The sequence below is a fragment of the Pseudonocardia cypriaca genome, from assembly GCF_006717045.1.
Lineage (GTDB): Bacteria > Actinomycetota > Actinomycetes > Mycobacteriales > Pseudonocardiaceae > Pseudonocardia > Pseudonocardia cypriaca.
The window spans coordinates 2,870,715-2,889,138 of sequence record NZ_VFPH01000001.1 but is presented as its reverse complement, the minus strand read 5'-3'; the positions used below and the strand labels follow the sequence as shown (position 1 = coordinate 2,889,138).

Sequence of the window (18,424 nt, the reverse complement as noted above, 5' to 3'; positions counted from 1 at the left end):
ATCACCGGCGCGGGTTACCCGCGACGCGCGCGGGTACGCCCGCCAGGTGGATCACTCGTGGCAACCGACGGCGCTCGTGCTCCGCGCGCTGCACCTCGGGGACCTGCTCGTCACGGTGCCGGCGCTGCGTGCCCTGCGCCGGGCGCTTCCCGAGCACCGGATCGTGCTGGCCACGAACGGCTCGCTGGCGCCGCTCGTCTCGCTCAGCGGGGCCGTCGACCAGCTCCTGCCGACCGCCGACCCGCAGGAGCTCGACTGGACCGGACCCGCGCCGGACGTCGCGGTGAACCTGCACGGCACGGGGCCGCAGAGCCACCACGCCCTCGACAGGACCGAGCCCCGGCGGCGGATCGGCTACCGGGCTCCGGGCTGGCCGGGCCCGGACGCCGAGGACATCGCCCGGCGCCACCCGCACGAGCGGGAGCGCTGGTGCGCGATGCTCGCCGCGCACGGCATCCCGGCCGACCCGGCCGACCTGCGGCTGCCCCCGCCACCGGGAGGACCGGTTCCCAACCGCTCCTGCGCCCCGGTGCTCGTCCACCCCGGCGCCCGCTACGGGGCCAAGCGCTGGCCGGCCCGCCGCTTCGCCGAGGTCGCCGCCGTCCTGCACTGCGCCGTCAGCCCGGTGCTGATCACCGGCACCGCCGACGAGCGGGACCTCGCGCTTACGGTGGCCCGGGAGGCGGGGCTCGCCGAGTCCCGGGTGCTGGCCGGGCGCACCGACCTCGACGAGCTCTGCGCGCTCGTCGCACGGGCCGCGCTCGTCGTCAGCGGCGACACCGGCATCGCCCACCTCGCCGCCGCCTTCGCCACCCCGTCGGTGACGCTCTACGGCCCGGTCGGGCCGCAGCAGTGGGGCCCGCCTGCCGACGGACCCCACGCCGTGCTCCACGAACCGGATGCGCGCCGCGGCGACCCGTTCGCCGACGACCCCGACCCGGCCCTGCTGGCGATCGGGGTGGGTGACGTCCTGCGCGCGGCCGCCGCCCTCCGCGGCAGCCACGCCCAGGCGTCCGGCTAGGCGACGCGGCCCCGGGAACGGGGCGTCTCGACGAGCACGTCCGGGCGCACGTCCGCCTCGGCCGCCTCCTGCAGCCAGCGGTTCCCGCAGCGGCGCACGGTCGAGCCGCCGCCGCGCGCCACGAACCCGGCCGCCCCGCGCACGGCCTGGGCGACCGCCTCGTCCACGGCGCGACCGGCGGCGAGCGCGGCGGCCACGCCGCCGGCGAAGTGGTCGCCGGCGCCGCACGGGTCGCCCTCGTCCACGGTGGGCGCCGGCGCGTGCGAGCAGCTCCCGTCGCGGTGGCGCACCGCGGCGCCGCCCGCCCCGAGCGTGACGGCGACGGCGTGCGCGTCCCAGCGGTCGACGAGGCGGCCGGCGAGCGCCAGTCCCGCTTCCGGGTTCGCCGCCGACTCGTCGGAGACATCGGCCGCGCGCCTCGCCTCGGCCAGGTTCGGCGTGACGAGCGTGACGCCGGGCACCGGCTCGGGGCCCCGCGGGTGCGGGTCCCACACCACCGGCACCCCGCGGGCGACGGCCCGGGCGACCGCGGCCCGCACCTGGGGGTCGGCCGCGACGCCGCGCCCGTAGTCCGACACCAGCACCGCGCCCGCTCCCCCGAGCACGCGGGAGAGACCGAGCCGGGCCGCGAACCGGGACACCGGCACGCCGCGGCCGCGGTCGGTGCGCAGCATCGTCCGGCCGCCGGCCCGCCACCGGCACTTCACCACCGTTCCGCCGCTCGCCTCGCCCGCGAGCACGTCGACGGCGCCGTCGAGCAGTCCGGCGAGGCGCCTGCCGGGCTCGTCCCGCTCCAGCGCCGTGACCAGCCGCACCGGGGTGCCGTGCCCGGCCACCAGCACGGCGGCGAGGCCGGCCCCGCCCGGCCGGGCCGACTCGCTCACGACGTCGAGCACCGGGGCGGGTGCGTCCGGGCACAGCCGTTCGACGGTGCCCTCGACGTCCACGTCGAGCAACGCGTCGCCGATGACGACGACCGGCCTACGCCTCGTTCCCGCACTCACGACGCCCTCCCGATCACTTCCCGTGCCTCGACGGTGCGGTCGGGCACCGTCGTCGGCGACTCCAGGTGGTAGGCGCCCGAGGGCAGGATTCCCGCACCCCCGGCCGCGGCCAGCACACGTTGCTGGGCGAGCACGTCCTCGCCGCAGTGCGTGGGGGGCAGCTCCGTCCAGAAGTCGAACCCGCCGCACGCCTCGAGCACGAACCGGTCGTAGAGGACGCACCCGCCGACCCACGCGATCTTGTAGGGGACCCATCGCTCCCCCGGGCGCACGTGCCGCCGGGCGAGGTGCACCGGGTTGGCGGCGTTGTGCAGCATCCACCGGTCCCAGGCGGGGGTGCCCGGCTCGATCCGCTCCGGCTCCGGGCGCCCGGTCCACCTCTCGAACGGGGCGAGCTCCGCGGGCCGCACGTCGTCGAGGTAGGACAGGCCCTGCACCGCCGCTCCGACGAGCCCGCAGCGCAGCGTCACGATGGCCTCGTGCAGGCGGCCGACGGTGCCCGGCTCGAGCCACACGTCGTCGTCGAGGAAGAGGACGTACCGCGAGCGGGAGCGGGCCAGCAGCGACGCCCGGTGCTCGGCGAGCCCGCGGCGCGGGAGGTGCCGGTCCACGCGGACCGGGTGCCCGGCGGCCCGCAGGGCGCGCAGCATCGTCTGGGCGGGCGGGGTGTCGTAGGAGGCGGGCCCGTCCGACTGGTCGCTCACCACGACGCCGAACGGGTGGCGCTGCGCGGCCAGCCCGGAGAGCGTCGTGGCCAGCTCGACGGGGCGGTCGCAGGTGGGGATGAGGACGTCGAGCTCCGGCGCCATCACGACCGGCCCGCCTTGATCCGGCCCACGATCGCGGTGGTCGAGTGGTCGGAAAGGTAGTCGAGCACCCGGACCTCGCCGCCGAGCCGTTCGACGATCGGCGTCTCGGGCAGCATCTGCGGGGTGTAGTCGCCACCCTTGGTGTAGACGTCGGGGCGCACGGCCTCGATCAGCGCGGCGGGCGTGTCGTCGGCGAACGAGGTCACCAGGTCGACGCACTCGATGGCGCCCACGACCCCCGCCCGGTCCTCGAGGGGGTTCACCGGCCGCTCCGGCCCCTTGAGCCGCGCCACGCTCTCGTCGTCGTTGAGCGCGACGATGAGCACGTCGCCGAGCGCGCGTGCCTGCCGCAGGTAGGCGACGTGCCCGCGGTGCAGCACGTCGAAGCAACCGTTGGTGAACACGATGCGGCTGCCGCGGCGGCGGTGCTCCTCGACGATCGCGAGCAGGTCCCGGTGGGTGAGCAGCCCGCCGCGGTCGCGGGCGGCGAGCCGCGCGGTGAGCGCGCCCGTGGTGCACACCGCGGTGCCGTCCTGCGCCACCACCACGTCCGCGGCGCACTGCGCCAGCACGAGCGCCTGTTCCGGCGAGATCCCGGCCGCCCGGGCCGCCGCCGTCACGGCGGTGAACGTGTCGCCCGCCCCGCACGCGCGCGACTCCGGGCCGGGGCAGGCCACCGTCCGCTGGGCGGGCTCGGCCGGGTCGGCGGGCAGCCGCACGGCCCCGTCGACGTCGAGCGTCACGAGGACCTCCCCGCCGCCCGCGGCGCGCGTCAGCTCGGCCCGGTGGGTGAGCACCCACTCGACGCGCCCGGCGCCGTCCTGCTCGGGAGCCCCGATGAGCGCGGTCGCCTCGTCCATGTTCGGGGTGAGGACGTCGGGCCGCAGCTCGGCCCAGCCGCTGAACGCGCGGGCGTCGACGACCAGCAGCGGGATCCGGTCCCGGAGCCGCGCCAGCTCGGCCCGGACCTGCCCGTCGAGCGCGCCGAGCCCGTAGTCGGCCACGACGACGGCGTCGGCCGGCTCGGCGAGCGCCGCCTCGAGCGCACGCACCAGCTGCGCCGTCGTCTCGGAGCGCGGCGGCTCGGTCGGCCCGGCGTCGTAGCGCGCGACGGCCTGGCCCGCCGCCATCAGGCGGCGTTTGACCGCGGTCACGCGCCCCGGCTCGGTGACACAGTGCGCCGTGCCCACGCCTGCGGCGCCGAGCAGCTCGCGCAGCTCGGTCCCGCCTGCGTCGTCGCCGAGCACCGCCACCAGCTCGGAACGCGCGCCGAGCGCGGCCAGGTTGGCCGCGGCGTTGCCGGCGCCACCCGCCGCGGTGCGGGACTCGGCCAGCTCGACCACCGGCACCGGGCCGTCGCGCCCGAGGCGGCGCGCCGGACCCGAGAGCCAGCCGTCGAGCAGCGCGTCGCCCACGACGACGACCCGGGGCGCCCGCTCGGCGATGCGGCCGGCGAGCGCGGCCGGGACGGTCGGATCGATCAGGGTTTCGCCGGGAGTACGCATGGGATCTCCTCGGAGATGTCGGGGGTGCCTCGTTCGGGGTGGGATCCCGCGAGGGCGAGCGCCGCCGCGGCGACCTCGCCGGGCGGGATGTCGAGGCACTCGTGCTGGAACGGGCACTGGAGCTGCCGGCACGGCGAGCACGGCACGGGACGGGACAGCAACGTGGCCGGAGTGCTGCGCGGGCACAGCTCCTCCAGGCGTTCGGTACCCCCGTAGGTGACGGCGACCGGGGTGCGGACGGCGTCGGCGAGGTGCATGCCGCCGGAGTTGTTGGTGACGGCGACCGCGGCGCGGGCGATCAGCGCCGTGAACACGGGAAGCGGCACGGGTGGCACTGGTGTGACGTCCGGGTGCGCCGCGGCCGCCACGACCTCGGCGACGAGGGGCCCCTCCCGCTCGGACCCGGCGACGAGGACCGGCAGTCCGGCGTCGGCGAGCAGCGCCGCGGCCGCACCGAACCGCTCGGCCGGGTACCGCCGCGCGGCGCACGAGGCGCCGGGGGCGAGCACCGCGAAGGGACGGCGCGGGACGAGCGTCGCGGCGTCCCGCCGCGCGTCGGCCGGCACGGAGAGCGCGGTCTCCAGGCCTCGGTGCGGCACGCCGATGGCCCCGAGCAGGTGCAGGGCCCGGTCCACCTGGTGGGTACCGTCGGGTGGCGGGGTGACCCAGTGGGTGGCGACCGCGCCCCCGAACTCCCGCGAGTGCACGACCCTGGTCCCGATCCCGGCGAGCAGCCCGAGGTGCGCCACCGGCCACGGCGACTGGGAGAACGACGTGAGGACGATCAGCACGTCGTAGCCGCCGGCGGCGATCCGGCCCAGCAGCTCCTGCTCGGCGCGCTGGTCGGCTCCGGATGCGCCGGGCAGCTGCTGCCAGGACGCCGAGGTCACCAGCACGCCGTCGAGCTCGGGGACCATCGGGACGACGGCGGAGCCGGCAGGCGATGCGAGCAGGTCGATCCGGGCGTGCGGTGCGGCCGCGCGCAGCGCTCGCAGGGCGGGGGTCGTGGTGACGACGTCGCCGATGTTGTCGGCGCGCACGACGAGCAACCGCCGGGCGGCGGCGAGGTCCACCGGCCCGCCGCGATCGGCACCGGGGTGCCGTCCGGGGGTCGGTCGGGGCGGTGCGGCGGTCATGGCCACGAGGGCTCCGTCGACGCGCAGACGACGAGCTCGCGCACCTCGCTCCCCTCCGGCCGGGTGAGCGCGTAGAGCACGGCGTCGGCCACCTCGGCCGGGTCGTTCAGCTTCGCGTCCGGGCCGGGCTTGTACTGGGCGGGCCGGCCGTCGAAGAACGCGGTGTCCATGCCGCCCGGGACGAGCAGCGTCACACCGACCCTGCCGGCGAGCTCGGCGGCGAGGGCGCGGGTCATGCCCACGACCCCGAACTTCGAGGCGCAGTAGGCCGACGCGTCCGACAGCGCGCGCAGGCCCAGCGTGGAGGCCACCGTGACGATGCGGCCGTGGGAGGCCGTGAGCGCCGGGAGCGCGGCCCGGATCACCGCGGCCGTGCCGAGCAGGTTCACGCTGATCACCTGCTCCCACTCGGACGCCGGGACGTCGGCCATGGGCCCGCAGCGGTCGGTGCCGGCCGCCGTGACCACCGCGTCGAGCCCGCCGACGTCGGCGAGCAGGCGATCGATCGCGGCCTCGCTGCCCCGCAGGTCGGCGAGGTCGGCGACGACGGACGGGGCGTCCCCGAGCTCCGGATCCGGCTCCACCGGGACGCGGTCGAGCAGCAGGGGCCGGCCGCCGGCCGCCGCGACCGCTCTGGCCACGGCGCGACCGAGGCCCGAAGCGGCGCCGGTGACGAGGACGGTCCCGACCGGCCGGGGTGCGCGGGACGTGGTGTTCGGGGCGGACAGGGTGCGGGTCATGACGATCCTTCCTTCGCGGCCACCGGCGCCGCCACGAGGCGGCACACGGCCTCCACGACCTGTTCGGGGGTGATTCGGGCGAGGCACGGATGGCCCGGCACCGGGCAGATCCGGGCGCGGGAGCCGCGGCACGGCGCGTCCTGGTCGCCGAGCAGCACGTGCGGCACCCGGTGGGGTCGCCACCGCACGGCGGGGACCACCGGCGCGAAGAGCGAGACGACCGGCGTTCCCACGGCCGCCGCGAGGTGCGCCGCTCCGGTGTTGCCGACCACGACAGCCGACGCCCCGGCGAGCACGCCCGCGAGCTGGGCGAGGTCGGTTCGTCCGCCCAGGTCGAGACCCTCGTCGCCGGCGACCGCCGCGGTGAGCTCGCGCTCCCCCGGACCGCCGGTCACGACGGCGGGGATGCCGGCTCGCGCGAGGAGCCGCACGGCGCGCCGGTGGTGCTCGGCCGGCCAGCGCCGGGCAGGCACCGCCGCTCCGGGGTGCAGGACGACGTAGGGCCGCCCGGGCAGCGGCTCGAGCAGCGACCCCGGCTCGGGTGGGGGTTGCACGGCGAGGCCGCCGTCGTCCCCTGCCGGGAGCTCGAACCCGGCCGCGGCGGCGATCCTCAGCGCCCGCTCGGGCTCGGGAATGTCCTCGGGGAGGTCCTCACCGGGACGCAGCCGGACGTCGAGGAGCGAGCCCGGGTAGTCGACCGACGCGCCGGTGATCCGCGGGATTCCGGCCAGCCGCAGCAGCAGCGCCGTCGGGAGCGGCGACTGGTGGAAGGACGTGAGCACGACGGCCTCGTCGAAGGCGTGCGCTGCGAGCCTCGCGACGATGTCGTCCACGTCCGCGGCCGTCACCGGCGGCGCAGGGGCGACGATCCACGGGCTCGCCCAGACCAGGACCCAGCGCACGCCGGGCAGCAGCCGGCCGGCGGCGGCGCCGTCCGGCCCGCAGAGCAGCGTCACCTCGGCACCGGGCGCCGCGGCGACCGCACGCACCGCGGGCCCGGCGAGCAGGACGTCGCCCGCCCCGTCGAGGCGGACCACGAGCACGCGGCGGGTCACCGGGCCTCCAGCAGGTGGCGCTCCCCCAGCAGGAGCCGCACCGCGGACAGGACGTCGGGCTGCACCGCGGGCGCGGCGGCGACCTCCTCCGGCCGCGTCACGGGTGTGGGCACGAGCACCGCGGTCGCCCCCGCCGCCGTTGCCGCCTCGACGTCGGCGCCGATGTCGCCGATCACGGCCACCCGCTCCGGTGCGACGCCGAGCTGCCGCGCCGCGGCCAGCACCATGCCCGGCCGCGGCTTGCGGCAGGCGCAGCCGTCATCAGGACCGTGCGGGCAGACCTGCCAGACGGCGAACGGGCCGAGCAGCTCGTCGACCCGCCGGTTGACCCGTTCGGCCTGCTCGGCCGTGAGGAGGCCACGCGCGATGCCGGACTGGTTGGTGACGACGCCCGTGCTGATCCCGGCCGCGCGCAGCAGGTGGACGGCCTCGCGCGCGCCGGGCATCGGTCGCACCCGCGCCGGGTCGCCGTTGTACGGCACGTCGACGACGAGGGTGCCGTCCCGGTCGAACAGGACGGCCTCCGGCGCCGGGCGCGCCACAGGGCTGCGGACGATCACGGCGCAGGACTGTCCGAGCGGGCAGCCGGTAAACCGCTGACGCTACTTCTACTACTATCGGTGACAACTACTACGCTCCGTAGCCAGCTCCCGGAAGTTTCTCCTGTGATCGCGGCCACGGAGGCGGTTACGGTGAGCGGTGCGGGGTAGCGGCGCCCGGTCCGGGAGCCACGAGTGGTGAGGGGACACGATGGCGACATTCCCGTCGGATCTGGCGATCGCGAAAGGGGCGACGCTGCAGCCGCTGGCGGACGTCGCCGCCAGGATGGGGATCGGGGCGCACCTGATCACCCCCTACGGCCGGGAGGTCGCCAAGATCGAGCTGGCCGCGATCGACGAGCTGGCCGACCGGCCGCGCGCCAAGTACGTGCTGGTGTCCGCGATCACCCCGACCCCGCTCGGCGAGGGCAAGACCACCACCACCGTGGGGCTGGGCCAGGCGATGCGGCACATCGGGCGCAGCGCCACGGTGGCGATCCGCCAGCCGTCGATGGGCCCGACGTTCGGGATCAAGGGCGGCGCGGCGGGCGGCGGCTACTCGCAGGTGGTGCCGATGGAGACGCTGAACCTGCACCTCACCGGCGACTTCCACGCCGTCACCGAGGCGCACAACATGCTGTCGGCGGTCCTCGACAACCACCTGTTCCAGGGCAACGCGCTCGACATCGACCAGCACGCCATCACATGGCGCCGCGTGCTGGACGTCAACGACCGCGTGCTGCGCAACGTGATCGTCGGTCTCGGCACGAAGACGGACGGCGTCCCCCGGCAGACCGGCTTCGACATCACCGCGGCCTCCGAGGTGATGGCGATCTTCGCGCTCGCGCGCTCGGTGCCGGAGATGCGCGAGCGGTTGGGTCGCATCGTCGTCGCCTACTCCCGGGACGGGAAGCCGATCACCGCCGAGGACATCGGCGGGGCCGGCGCGATGGCCGTGATCATGCGCGATGCGCTGCGGCCCAACCTGCTGCAGACGCTCGAGAACACGCCCGTGCTGGTGCACGCCGGCCCGTTCGGCAACATCGCGCACGGCAACTCGTCCGTGGTGGCCGACCTGATCGGCATCCGCTCGGGCGACTTCCTCATCACCGAGGCCGGCTTCGGCGCCGACATGGGCGCGGAGCGCTTCTTCAACATCAAGTGCCGGGCATCCGGGCTGCGGCCCGACGCCGCCGTCGTCGTCACCACGGTGCGCGCACTCAAGGCCCACTCGGGCCGGCACCGCATCATCGCGGGCAAGCCGCTCCCCGAGGCGCTGTTCGCCGAGAACCCGGACGAGGTGCACGCCGGCGGCGCGAACCTGCGCAAGCAGATCGAGAACATCCGGCTGCACGGGGTCTCGCCCGTCGTCGCGATCAACGCCTTCCCCGGCGACCACCCGAGCGAGCACGCCGCCATCGCCGAGATCGCCGATGCCGTCGGAGCCCGGTCGGCCGTCTGCACCCACTTCGCCGACGGCGGGCGCGGCGCGATCGAGCTGGCCCGCGCCGTGGCCGAGGCCGCCGAGGAGCCGTCGCACTTCCGCTTCCTCTACCCCGACGAGGCACCGCTGCGGGAGAAGATCGACACCATCGCGCGCAAGGTGTACGGCGCCGACGGCGTCGACTACGACCTCGTCGCGGCGCGGCAACTCGACTCCTACGAGCGCAACGGCTTCGGCAACCTCCCGGTCTGCGTCGCGAAGACGCACCTGTCGATCTCCTCTGACGCCTCGCTGAAAGGGGCGCCCACCGGCTGGCGGCTGCCGGTGCGGGAGGTACGGGCCTCGGTCGGCGCGGGGTTCATCTACCCGATCTGCGGTGACATGCGGACCATGCCCGGGCTGGGTGCCGACCCCGCGGCGCACCGCATCGACCTGGACGCGAACGGCGAGATCGTCAACCTGTCCTGACGCCGACGACGAGGGGGCGTCGTTCGGCCGCGGGCGCCGAAGTTCAGGAAAGCCACTTTCAGGGCTTTGAAGGCCCTGAACGTGGCTTTCCTGAACCGTCCGTGGCCGGGCCCATCGGGTACCCAGAGGCATGACCGAGCACGATCGCAACACCCTCGGGCCCGACCCGCTCGAGAGCGATCCCACCGAGCACGACCCCGTCGAGTCCGCGCGGCCGTCGCTGGGGCGCCGCGACGAGCCGGACGTGATCCGGCCCGACACCGACGACCGCCCCCACCGCACCCTCCCGCCGGAACCGGAGGAGACGGGCGACGCCGACCAGGACGCCCCGGACGCCCCGCGCCCCACCGAGTCCCCGGCCCGACGACCCGACTAGGCCCGTCGCGGGGGCGCCTCACGTTCCCGCCGCCCCGGCTGCGGGTACGAACCGGACATGCCGCCCGCCGTCGTCGTTTTCGCGCCCTCGCCCCTGCTGACCGTCACGATCGAGGATCGGGCGGGCCAGCCCGACATCCACGTCCACGCCGGCGGCCAAGGTGTGTGGCAGGCCCGGATGATCTCCACGCTCGGCGTGCCGGTGGTGCTGTGCGCCGCGCTCGGCGGGGAGGCGGGCGACGTGCTGGAGCACCTGCTGCCGAGCGAGGGCGTCGAGCTGCGCGCCGTGCACGTGGGAACCCGCAACGGCGGGTACGTGCACGACCGCCGCGGCGGCGACCGCGAGCCGATCGCGGAGGCCCCCGGCGGGCCGCTGGACCGCCACGAGCAGGACGCGCTCTACGAGCTGGTGCTCGCCGAGGGGCTCGAGCACGGGACGGCGGTCCTCGCCGGTCCCAACTCCGACCAGGTGATCCCCTCGACCCTCTACCGGCGGCTCGCGACCGACCTCGGCGCCAACGGCTGCCGGGTCGCCGCCGACCTGTCCGGGGAACGCCTCGACGCCGTGCTGGCCGGTGGGCCCGCGGTGTTGAAGGTGAGCCACGAGGAGCTCATCGCCGACGGGCGCTCGGAGAGCGACGAGCCCGCCGAACTGGTCGCCGCGATGAAGCAGCTGCGCGCCGACGGCGCCGGCACCGTGATCGTGTCCCGGGCGGCCGAGCCCGCGCTCGCGCTCCCCGGCGACGGCGAGTCCGTCGTGGAGATCCACGTGCCGCCGCTGGAGCCCGCCGAGCCGCGCGGGGCGGGTGACTCCATGACCGCCGGGGTCGTCGCATCGCTGGTGCGCGGCGAGCCGGTGCGCGAGGCACTGCGGACCGGGGCGGCATGCGGTGCGCTGAACGTGGTCCGCCGCGGCCTCGGCACCGGGGGCGAGGAAGCGATACGCACCCTGGCCGAGCGGGTCGAGCTCGTCGAGTGGAAGGGCTGAGCGGGTGCGCGCGCTGGTGACGAACGACGACGGCATCGACTCCCCCGGCCTCGCCGCGCTGACCCGGCTGGCCGTGACGGCCGGGCTCGACGTCGTGGTGGCCGCGCCCGCCACTCAGTCGAGCGGCGCGAGCGCCTCCATCACGGCCGTCCGCGAGGAGGGCCGCACCGTCGTTCAGCGCCGCGAGCTGCCCGACCAGCCGGACGTGCCGGCGTGGGCGGTGCAGGCCCAGCCGGGCCACATCGTCGTGGCCGCGCTGTCCGGCTGGATGGACCCGGCGCCCGACCTCGTGCTCTCGGGCATCAACCACGGCGCCAACGTGGGCCGCGCCGTGCTGCACTCGGGCACCGTGGGCGCCATCCTCACCGCCGCCGTGCACGACGTGCGCGGGCTTGCCGTGAGCCTCGACGTCGCCCTGCACCCCACCGGGGAGCGGAACTGGGACGCCGCCGACGACCTGTTCCCCCACGTGCTCCAGCTGCTGCTGGACTCCCCCGCAGGCACGTCGCTCTCGCTGAACGTGCCCGACCGCCCGCGCACCGAGCACCGGGAGCTGCGCCACGCGCGGCTCGCCGAGTTCGGCGCCGTGCAGGCCCGCGTCGACGACATCGCCGACGGTGGGCTGCGACTCGGGGAGATCGAGGTGGGCGCCGAGCCCGAGGAGGGCACCGACGGTGCGCTGCTCGCCGCCGGGCACCCGACGCTCACCGCCCTGCGCTCGGTCACCGAGGACGAGAGCGGCCTCGTCCCCGAGTGGCTGGCGCGGTCCGACCGGGTTCAGGTGTAGATCGTTCGGACAGCCCGTTAGCTGACCATCGCCGTAGGTGCGTTCCGCGGAACGCGAGCCGTGGTCCCTCCGTGGTGGGATGGACCGCCTCGTGGGCGCGCCTTCGCCGGCTCGGGCCTCCCGACCTCACCTATCCGCCTTCTCCCCGACCGCCGTGCCCCCAAATCGGCGACGGCCGCGACGCAACCACAGAACGCGGTAGTGAACCCAATCCAGCCACCCCCACAGGCGAAGGGTTCGACGCAAGCCAGGGGAACCCATGAGAGGCCGACAGGCGGGGAAGCGCCGGGAGGCCCGCGCCGGGAACGGCGCGCCCACCGGCGGCGTCCCGACCAGACCGACGGACGAGAACCGATCAAGGCAGTGAGCAGGCCGGCGCCGGCCGGCGACCATGATCCGAACTGGCGGTTGTCCATGGCTGCCACCACAACCGCGAACGCCCGATACAGCGGATCAAGCCGTCCAAGATCGCGAGTAGCGGTTGTCCATGGCGGACAACCGCTACAGCGGATCATGCGCGCGACCACCACCGAGCGGCACCCGGCGACAGGCTCACTCCCGACCCGACACATCCGTTCCAAAAACCCATCAAATACATCTGATGCATCAAGCTCGATTGATGTATCTTCTCCGCATGCAGCAGTCGGCCCCACCGGAGTTCATCCGGCTCGCCGCCCACCCCGTGCGGTGGCGGCTGCTGACCGAGCTCGCTCGCGGCGACCACCGGGTCCGGGAGCTGGTGGCCCGGGTGGACGAGCCGCAGAACGTCGTCTCGTACCACCTGCGTCTGCTGCGTGACGGGGGGCTGGTCACCTCGAACCGCAGCAGCTTCGACGCCCGCGACAGCTACTACCACCTGGACCTGGATCGGTGCGGGGACGGGCTGGCCGCAGGCGGTGCGGCGCTGCACCCGGCGCTGCGCAGGGACGGCACCGCACCGCTCCCCGGCGGCGTCGTGCCGGTTTCCGTGCTCTTCGTGTGCACCGGCAACAGCACCCGCTCACCGATCGCCGAGGCGCTGCTGCGGCACCGCGCCGGCGGCGGCGTCACCGTGGCGAGCGCGGGGAGCCGGCCGAAGGAGGGTCTGCACCCCCACGCCGTCCGGGTGCTGCGGGAGGTGTTCGGCATCGACGTGGGCGACCAGCGCCCGCGCCACCTGGACGCGGTGGCCGGCCACGGGTTCGACCACGTGATCACCCTGTGCGACCGCGCCCGCGAGTCCTGCCCCGAGTTCCCGGACCATCCTCGGTACGCCCACTGGTCCATCCCCGACCCCGACGCGGCGAGCTACCCGGCCTTCCGGCACACCGCCGCGGACATCGACACCCGCGTCCGGCATCTGGTGCCGGTTCTCGCCAGCACCGACCGCACCGCAACCGACCGATCGGAGGTCCACCCGTGACCACGCCCGAGGAGTACGCGAGCGTCCGCTACCTCGTCGACGACGTGCAGGCCGCCGTCGACTTCTACACCACCCACCTCGGATTCACGCTCCGCATGAGCGCCGCGCCGGCGTTCGCGGACGTGGTCCGCGGCCCCCTGCGGCTGCTGCTGTCCGGGCCCGCGAGCTCCGGCGCCCGCGCCACCCCGGACGATGCCGCGTCCGCCGGGCGCAACCGCGTCCACCTGGTCGTCGAGGACCTCGACGCCGAGATCGGCCGGCTCCGCGCAGCTGCCGTGCCGTTCCGAAGCGACCTGGTCTCCGGGCCCGGCGGGCGCCAGGTCCTGCTCGCCGACCCGGCCGGCAACCTGGTCGAGCTGTTCGAACCCGCCGCGCAGCCGTCCGCGCACGCCACCGGCTGACCGCTGGTCGGCAGCGCGATCAGGCCGCCGAGTCGACCGTGGCCGCCACGGCGGCGTCGACCGCGCGGCACAGCATGTGCACGGCCGCGAGGTGGCACTCCTGCACGGTGGCGGTGTCGCCGGGCAGGCACACCGCGTCGTCACAGGCCTCTGCGAGGGGGTTGGGCCCCGGCCCGGTGATCGCCCACCGGGTGGCGCCAGCACCGGCTGCCGCATCGGCCGCGGCGAGCAGGTTCGGGCTGCGGCCGCTCGTCGACAGCAGCAGCACCACGTCGCCGGGGCGGGCGTGTGCCCGCACCTGCCGCGCGTAGACCTCCTCGAAGCCGTAGTCGTTGCCGATGGCGGTGACGCTCGACGTGTCGGCGTGCAGCGCGATCGCGGCCAGGGGGCACCGCTCCCCGTCGAACCGGCCGACGAGCTCGGCCGTGAGGTGCTGCGCCTCAGCCGCGCTGCCGCCGTTCCCGGCGGCGAGCAGGCGGCTGCCGGCGAGCAGGCGTCCCGCGAGGTCCGTGCCCCAGCTGCCGAGCGTCGGGGCGGCGGCGCGCAGCACCGGCAGCGCGGCGGCCAGCCGGTCGACGTGCGCGCCGAGGACGCCCCGCACCTCGTCGGGGTGGGTCAGTAGCGGGGATCCGGTGGGCATCGCGCCCGGGAAGGTCTCCGGGAACGTGGGCGCAGGTGGCGCTGTGGACGTCGACGCGCTCATCGGGGCACTCCAACCGTCTCGGCGACGTCCGCTGTCCGGCCCCGCTTCCTGCGGGCGGCCACGACCTCGCCGTACACCTGCGCGGTGGCGGCGGCCACCCGTTCCCAGCCGTAGCGTGCGAGGACGCGATCGCGACCGGCGATGCCGTAAGCGGCGCCCATGGTCGGGGAGGCGAGCAGGTCCCGCAGGGCCGCGGCGAGGGCGTCGGGGCGCCGTGGCGGCACCAGCAGCCCGGTGACCTGGTCGACGACCGTGTCCTGGATCCCGCCGACGGCGCTCGCCACGACCGGTCGCCCGCAGGCCATCGCTTCGAGCGGCACGATGCCGAACGGCTCGTACCACGGCACGCACACCACGGCGTCGGCCGAGCGCAGCAGCGCGGGCACGTCGGTGCGCGACACCGGTCCGACGAGGTGGACGCGGTCGGCCACCCCCATCTGCCGGGCGTGCTCGCGCAGCCGGGCGGCGTCGGGATCGCCGTCGCCCTCGCCACCGGCGATCACGAGCTCGGCGGCGGGGAGGCGCCGCATCGCTTCGATCACCTCGTCCACGCCCTTGCGGCGCACCAGGCGGCCCAGCGACACCAGCCGAGGCCGGTCGCTGCGCTCGGCAACCGGACCCTCAGGGGTGAACGCCGTCGTGTCGACGCCGCACGGGACGATCGTCATCCGGCGGCGCGGCGTGCCCATCCTGGCCAGCTCGAACACCTCGTCGGTGCAGGTGGCGAGCACGCGGTCGGCCTGGCGGGCCACGGCGAGCTCGGCGCGCACCCGACCTTCCGGACTGGTGTCCTCCGCCCCCTGGTGGCGGCGCTTCACGCTGCCGAGCGCGTGGAAGGTCTGCACCACGGGGAACCGGCCGGCGGCGGCCGCGAGCGCGACCATGCCGGACATCCAGAAGTGGCCGTGCACGATGTCGGGTGCGTCGGCGCTCCACGCGTCGTCCAGAGCCCGCGTGAACGCGGGCAGGTACGGCACGAGCTCGTCCTTCGGCACGGGCCGCGTGGGCCCGGCCTGGACGTGGCGCACGACGACACCCGGTCGTGCCTGGACGACGTCGGGGAGCTCGTCGTCCTCGCGGCGGGTCCACACCGTGACCTCGTGACCCATGTCGGCGAGCGCGGAGCTCAGCTCCAGCACGTGCACGTTCTGCCCACCGGCATCCGCACCTCCGAGGGCGGCGAGTGGGCTCGCGTGTTCGGAGACCATCGCGATCCGCATCGGATCAGCTCCTTCCGTTCATGGCGGACGCGACCGGGACGCGGGTCGCGGGTCGGTCGGTCACGTCCGCGAGCAGCGCGTCCCAGTCACCGAGGAATCGGTCGAGGCCGTAGCGGGCCAGCGCGTGCGCACGCGCGGCTTCGCCCTGGCGGCGGGCGAGCTCCGGCTCGGCCACGAGCTCGCGCAGCGCCCGTTCCAGGCGGCCGGGGTCGGTGGAGCAGCAGCCCGTGCCGGGTGGCACGGCCTCGGCGGCCTCCGTGGTGGCCAGTGCCACCACCGGCATGCCGAGGTGCATCGCCTCGATGAGCGAGAGCCCCAGCGACGTCCAGCGGGACAGGTGCAGGTAGACCCGCCTGCGCGCCATCTCGGCGTGCATGCGGTGCTGGGGCAGGTCACCGCGCTCGCGGATGCGTCCCCCGGTGCCCAGCGCCGCGTCGAGACCGTCGGTGGCGATCCCGAACACGTCGAGCGGCACCGCGGCGGCGAACCGCGGCAGCAGGTCCGTGCCCGTGATCCGGCCGCGGCGCAGCGGCTCGTTGACGGCCACCGCGGCGGCCGCCATCTCACCCGAGTAGCGGTGGCCGGGGTCGACGACACCGTGCTCGACGACCGCGGTCCTGGTGTGGCCCGCGTCCCACATCAGCTGGTTGAAGTGGGTGACGTGGACCAGGAGGAGGTCGTCCCGGTCGGCGACCGGGTGCCGGCTGGTGACGGCGTGCCCGCGCGGTGTGTTGTGCTCCACGTACACCGCAGGCACGTCCCGGCCCGGGGTGCGGCGAAGCCAGTCCTGCGCGAGCTCGAGCTCCTCGGGACGTTGCAGCACCACGACGTCGACGTCGGCGTCGGCCAGGTCGGCTGGCGACACCTCCACTGCGGACGGAGGCCAGTCCCACGCCGCGGGACGCCCCCCACCCCACGGCCCGCGCTCCGGGAGCGTCGGGATCAGGTAGCGGTGCCGGCCCCGGACGAACGCGGTCGCCCATGAGCCGTGCACGTGCCAGACGAGGATGTTCACGCTCTTCGATTGGGCCGAACGGCGTGGATCAAAACCATTCTGACCCAACTGCTACTCTGTGGAGCGAATCACTACCCTCCGTCATCGGCTTGGCGGAGCGTCCGACGGGTATGCGGGCCCCGTGACGAGCACCCGCGACGAGCTGCGCCGAACGGCCGCCGACACCTTCGGCTGGACGCACCTGCGTCCCGAGCAGCTGGAGGGCATGGAGCACGCCCTCGAAGGCCACGACGTGCTGGCCGTGCTGCCCACCGGATCCGGGAAGTCGGCGATCTACCAGGTACCGGCGCTGCTGCGGGACGGACCTGCCGTGGTCGTCTCCCCGCTCATCGCGCTGCAGCACGACCAGCGCGAAGGACTCGCCAACGGGCGCGACCTCACCGCCGTCGCCGTGAACTCCCTGCAGAAGGCCGGGGAGAACCGGGCGGCGTGGGAGGCGCTCGACTCCGGCTCCGCGGAGTACGTCTTCCTCGCGCCGGAGCAGCTGGCGAGCGACGAGGTCGTGGAGCGGGTCCGCGCGGCGCGGCCCGGCCTGTTCGTGGTGGACGAGGCGCACTGCGTCTCGGAGTGGGGACACGACTTCCGCCCCGACTACCTGCGCCTCGGCGGCATCATTGCCCGGCTCGGCCACCCGCCGGTGATCGCGCTCACCGCCACGGCGGCGCCGCCGGTGCGTGCCGACATCGTCGAGCGCCTCGGCCTGCGCGACCACCGGGAGGTGCTGGCGAGCTTCGACCGGCCGGAGCTGCACCTCGCCGCACACCAGTACGCCGACGCCGACCAGCGCCGGGCGGAGGTGGTGGAGCGGGTCGTGGAGCGCTCCGGTGCCGGGGCCGGCCTGGTGTACTGCGCCACCCGCAAGGACACGGTGGCCTACGCGGAGGCGCTCACCGCCCGCGGGGTCGCCGGGGCGGCCTACCACGCCGGGCTGAAGCGGGCGGAGCGCGAGGACGTCCACGAACGGTTCCTCGGCGGCGACCTCGCGGTCGTCGTCGCCACGTCGGCATTCGGGATGGGCATCGACAAGCCCGACGTGCGGTACGTGCTGCACGCGGCGGCCCCGGCGTCGGTGGACGCCTACTACCAGGAGATCGGCCGCGCCGGTCGGGACGGCGAGCCTGCGCTGGTCGAGCTGCACCACCACGCCCGCGACTTCGACCTGCAGCGCTTCCTGACCGCGCGCCGGCCCAAGCCGGACGCGCTCCGGGCCGTGCTCGCCGTCCTCGGCGACGGCCGGGCCCGCACCCCGAAGGAGGTCGGCGCCGACTCCGGCCTCTCCCCCGCCCGCCGCACCGCGGCGCTGAACCTGCTCGAGCAGGCGGGCGCAGTCGCCACCGACGCCGACGGTCGGTGCAGCGTCACGGGCGACCCGGCGGGCGATGCGGCCGTGGAGCGCGCGGTGGAGATCGCCGAGCAGCGGCGCGAGATGGTCCGGTCGCGGATCGAGATGATGCGCGGCTACGCCGAGAGCACCGACTGCCGCAGGCGCGGCCTGCTCGGCTACTTCGGCGAGCAGCGCGCCGAGCCGTGCGGAAACTGCGACAGCTGCGACGCGGGCACGTCGCGGACCGTGGAGCCGGCCGCCGCTGACGCCGCCGGCGCCGCCGGGCAGGACGCCGTGCGGCACCCGGAGTGGGGCGAGGGCGTGGTGATGTCCACCGAGAACGACCGCGTGACCGTCCTGTTCGCCGAGCACGGTTACAAGACCCTCGCCCTCGAGGTCGTGCGCGAGCAAGACCTGCTGCAGCCCGCCGAGTAGCGGCCCCGGGGTTCAGGAAAGCCACGTTCAGGGCCTTGCGGTTCCTGAACGTG

18 protein-coding genes are annotated in these 18,424 nt (G+C 75.4%); 8 read left to right on the top strand and 10 right to left on the bottom strand.

Translation table 11 applies throughout. The features are described from left to right. Positions 1–46 precede the first annotated feature (46 nt). Positions 47–1,021 carry a glycosyltransferase family 9 protein gene (locus FB388_RS13740; protein ID WP_142100936.1) on the top strand — a complete coding sequence of 325 codons (975 nt, stop codon included), beginning with the start codon at positions 47–49 and terminating at the stop codon, positions 1,019–1,021. Here the strand turns inward: FB388_RS13740 and FB388_RS13735 are convergent. The 7 genes from FB388_RS13735 to FB388_RS13705 are packed head-to-tail and all read right to left on the bottom strand — an operon-like array spanning position 1,018 to position 7,830. Continuing rightward, on the bottom strand, positions 1,018–2,025 hold the full coding sequence (locus FB388_RS13735; RefSeq protein ID WP_142100934.1) for a bifunctional heptose 7-phosphate kinase/heptose 1-phosphate adenyltransferase: 1,008 nt from the start codon (positions 2,023–2,025) through the stop codon (positions 1,018–1,020). The two genes, FB388_RS13740 and FB388_RS13735, sit on opposite strands and share 4 nt — an antisense overlap. Then, positions 2,022–2,834, bottom strand: a complete 813-nt coding sequence (locus FB388_RS13730; RefSeq protein WP_142103052.1) for a glycosyltransferase family 2 protein — start codon at positions 2,832–2,834, stop codon at positions 2,022–2,024. Before FB388_RS13730 ends, FB388_RS13735 begins: the two co-directional genes overlap by 4 nt. Further along, positions 2,834–4,339: a D-glycero-beta-D-manno-heptose 1-phosphate adenylyltransferase gene (gene rfaE2 / locus FB388_RS13725; protein WP_142100932.1), complete on the bottom strand. Its 1,506-nt coding sequence runs from the start codon at positions 4,337–4,339 to the stop codon at positions 2,834–2,836. Before rfaE2 ends, FB388_RS13730 begins: the two co-directional genes overlap by 1 nt. Next, positions 4,315–5,475: a glycosyltransferase family 9 protein gene (locus tag FB388_RS13720; protein ID WP_142100930.1), complete on the bottom strand. Its 1,161-nt coding sequence runs from the start codon at positions 5,473–5,475 to the stop codon at positions 4,315–4,317. The genes rfaE2 and FB388_RS13720 overlap by 25 nt, the downstream gene beginning before the upstream one ends. Then, complete coding sequence (locus FB388_RS13715) at positions 5,472–6,215, bottom strand: SDR family oxidoreductase (protein ID WP_142100928.1); 744 nt, start codon at positions 6,213–6,215, stop codon at positions 5,472–5,474. The genes FB388_RS13720 and FB388_RS13715 overlap by 4 nt, the downstream gene beginning before the upstream one ends. Then, positions 6,212–7,270 carry a glycosyltransferase family 9 protein gene (locus tag FB388_RS13710; protein WP_142100926.1) on the bottom strand — a complete coding sequence of 353 codons (1,059 nt, stop codon included), beginning with the start codon at positions 7,268–7,270 and terminating at the stop codon, positions 6,212–6,214. The genes FB388_RS13715 and FB388_RS13710 overlap by 4 nt, the downstream gene beginning before the upstream one ends. Next, positions 7,267–7,830, bottom strand: a complete 564-nt coding sequence (locus FB388_RS13705) for a D-glycero-alpha-D-manno-heptose-1,7-bisphosphate 7-phosphatase (RefSeq protein ID WP_142100924.1) — start codon at positions 7,828–7,830, stop codon at positions 7,267–7,269. Before FB388_RS13705 ends, FB388_RS13710 begins: the two co-directional genes overlap by 4 nt. 190 nt (positions 7,831–8,020) lie before the next feature. Between FB388_RS13705 and FB388_RS13700 the strand changes: the two genes are divergently transcribed. From FB388_RS13700 to FB388_RS13675, 6 genes are all read left to right on the top strand, one after another. After that, positions 8,021–9,721: a formate--tetrahydrofolate ligase gene (locus FB388_RS13700; protein WP_142100922.1), complete on the top strand. Its 1,701-nt coding sequence runs from the start codon at positions 8,021–8,023 to the stop codon at positions 9,719–9,721. A 130-nt stretch (positions 9,722–9,851) separates the two neighbouring features. After that, on the top strand, positions 9,852–10,097 hold the full coding sequence (locus FB388_RS13695; RefSeq protein ID WP_142100920.1) for a hypothetical protein: 246 nt from the start codon (positions 9,852–9,854) through the stop codon (positions 10,095–10,097). 57 nt (positions 10,098–10,154) lie between these two features. Continuing rightward, positions 10,155–11,084, top strand: a complete 930-nt coding sequence (locus FB388_RS13690; protein WP_142100918.1) for a 1-phosphofructokinase family hexose kinase — start codon at positions 10,155–10,157, stop codon at positions 11,082–11,084. Between the two features lie 16 nt (positions 11,085–11,100). After that, a complete protein-coding gene (surE, locus tag FB388_RS13685) occupies positions 11,101–11,871 on the top strand; it encodes a 5'/3'-nucleotidase SurE (RefSeq protein WP_246121896.1) in 771 nt (256 codons plus the stop codon). Between the two features lie 634 nt (positions 11,872–12,505). Continuing rightward, a complete protein-coding gene (locus FB388_RS13680) occupies positions 12,506–13,273 on the top strand; it encodes an arsenate reductase/protein-tyrosine-phosphatase family protein (RefSeq protein ID WP_142100913.1) in 768 nt (255 codons plus the stop codon). Next, positions 13,270–13,674, top strand: a complete 405-nt coding sequence (locus FB388_RS13675) for a VOC family protein (RefSeq protein WP_142100911.1) — start codon at positions 13,270–13,272, stop codon at positions 13,672–13,674. The genes FB388_RS13680 and FB388_RS13675 overlap by 4 nt, the downstream gene beginning before the upstream one ends. 19 nt (positions 13,675–13,693) lie before the next feature. On the opposite strand, the gene FB388_RS13670 is transcribed toward FB388_RS13675, so the two are convergent. From FB388_RS13670 to FB388_RS13660, 3 genes are read right to left on the bottom strand one after another with little or no spacing between them, the layout of a single operon-like run. Continuing rightward, positions 13,694–14,314: a D-sedoheptulose-7-phosphate isomerase gene (locus tag FB388_RS13670; protein ID WP_170225690.1), complete on the bottom strand. Its 621-nt coding sequence runs from the start codon at positions 14,312–14,314 to the stop codon at positions 13,694–13,696. Between the two features lie 59 nt (positions 14,315–14,373). Beyond that, complete coding sequence (locus FB388_RS13665) at positions 14,374–15,597, bottom strand: glycosyltransferase (protein WP_142100907.1); 1,224 nt, start codon at positions 15,595–15,597, stop codon at positions 14,374–14,376. A gap of 4 nt (positions 15,598–15,601) precedes the next feature. Next, entirely contained in the window at positions 15,602–16,612 is a 1,011-nt protein-coding gene (locus FB388_RS13660; RefSeq protein WP_142100905.1) for a glycosyltransferase, read from the bottom strand. Positions 16,613–16,733: 121 nt separating this feature from the next. Here FB388_RS13660 and FB388_RS13655 point away from each other — a divergent pair, with 121 nt between their 5' ends. Next, entirely contained in the window at positions 16,734–18,371 is a 1,638-nt protein-coding gene (locus FB388_RS13655) for a RecQ family ATP-dependent DNA helicase (RefSeq protein ID WP_142100903.1), read from the top strand. The last annotated feature ends 53 nt before the right edge of the window (positions 18,372–18,424 follow it).

What these genes read in the sequence shown, in the direction of transcription:
- FB388_RS13690 (WP_142100918.1), top strand. Translation starts at nt 10,155, where the DNA reads ATGCCGCCCGCCGTCGTCGTTTTCGCGCCCTCGCCCCTGCTGACCGTC.
- FB388_RS13665 (WP_142100907.1), bottom strand. Translation starts at nt 15,597, where the DNA reads ATGCGGATCGCGATGGTCTCCGAACACGCGAGCCCACTCGCCGCCCTC.
- FB388_RS13700 (WP_142100922.1), top strand. Translation starts at nt 8,021, where the DNA reads ATGGCGACATTCCCGTCGGATCTGGCGATCGCGAAAGGGGCGACGCTG.
- FB388_RS13680 (WP_142100913.1), top strand. Translation starts at nt 12,506, where the DNA reads ATGCAGCAGTCGGCCCCACCGGAGTTCATCCGGCTCGCCGCCCACCCC.
- FB388_RS13695 (WP_142100920.1), top strand. Translation starts at nt 9,852, where the DNA reads ATGACCGAGCACGATCGCAACACCCTCGGGCCCGACCCGCTCGAGAGC.
- FB388_RS13730 (WP_142103052.1), bottom strand. Translation starts at nt 2,834, where the DNA reads ATGGCGCCGGAGCTCGACGTCCTCATCCCCACCTGCGACCGCCCCGTC.
- rfaE2 (WP_142100932.1), bottom strand. Translation starts at nt 4,339, where the DNA reads ATGCGTACTCCCGGCGAAACCCTGATCGATCCGACCGTCCCGGCCGCG.
- FB388_RS13720 (WP_142100930.1), bottom strand. Translation starts at nt 5,475, where the DNA reads ATGACCGCCGCACCGCCCCGACCGACCCCCGGACGGCACCCCGGTGCC.
- FB388_RS13715 (WP_142100928.1), bottom strand. Translation starts at nt 6,215, where the DNA reads ATGACCCGCACCCTGTCCGCCCCGAACACCACGTCCCGCGCACCCCGG.
- FB388_RS13670 (WP_170225690.1), bottom strand. Translation starts at nt 14,314, where the DNA reads ATGCCCACCGGATCCCCGCTACTGACCCACCCCGACGAGGTGCGGGGC.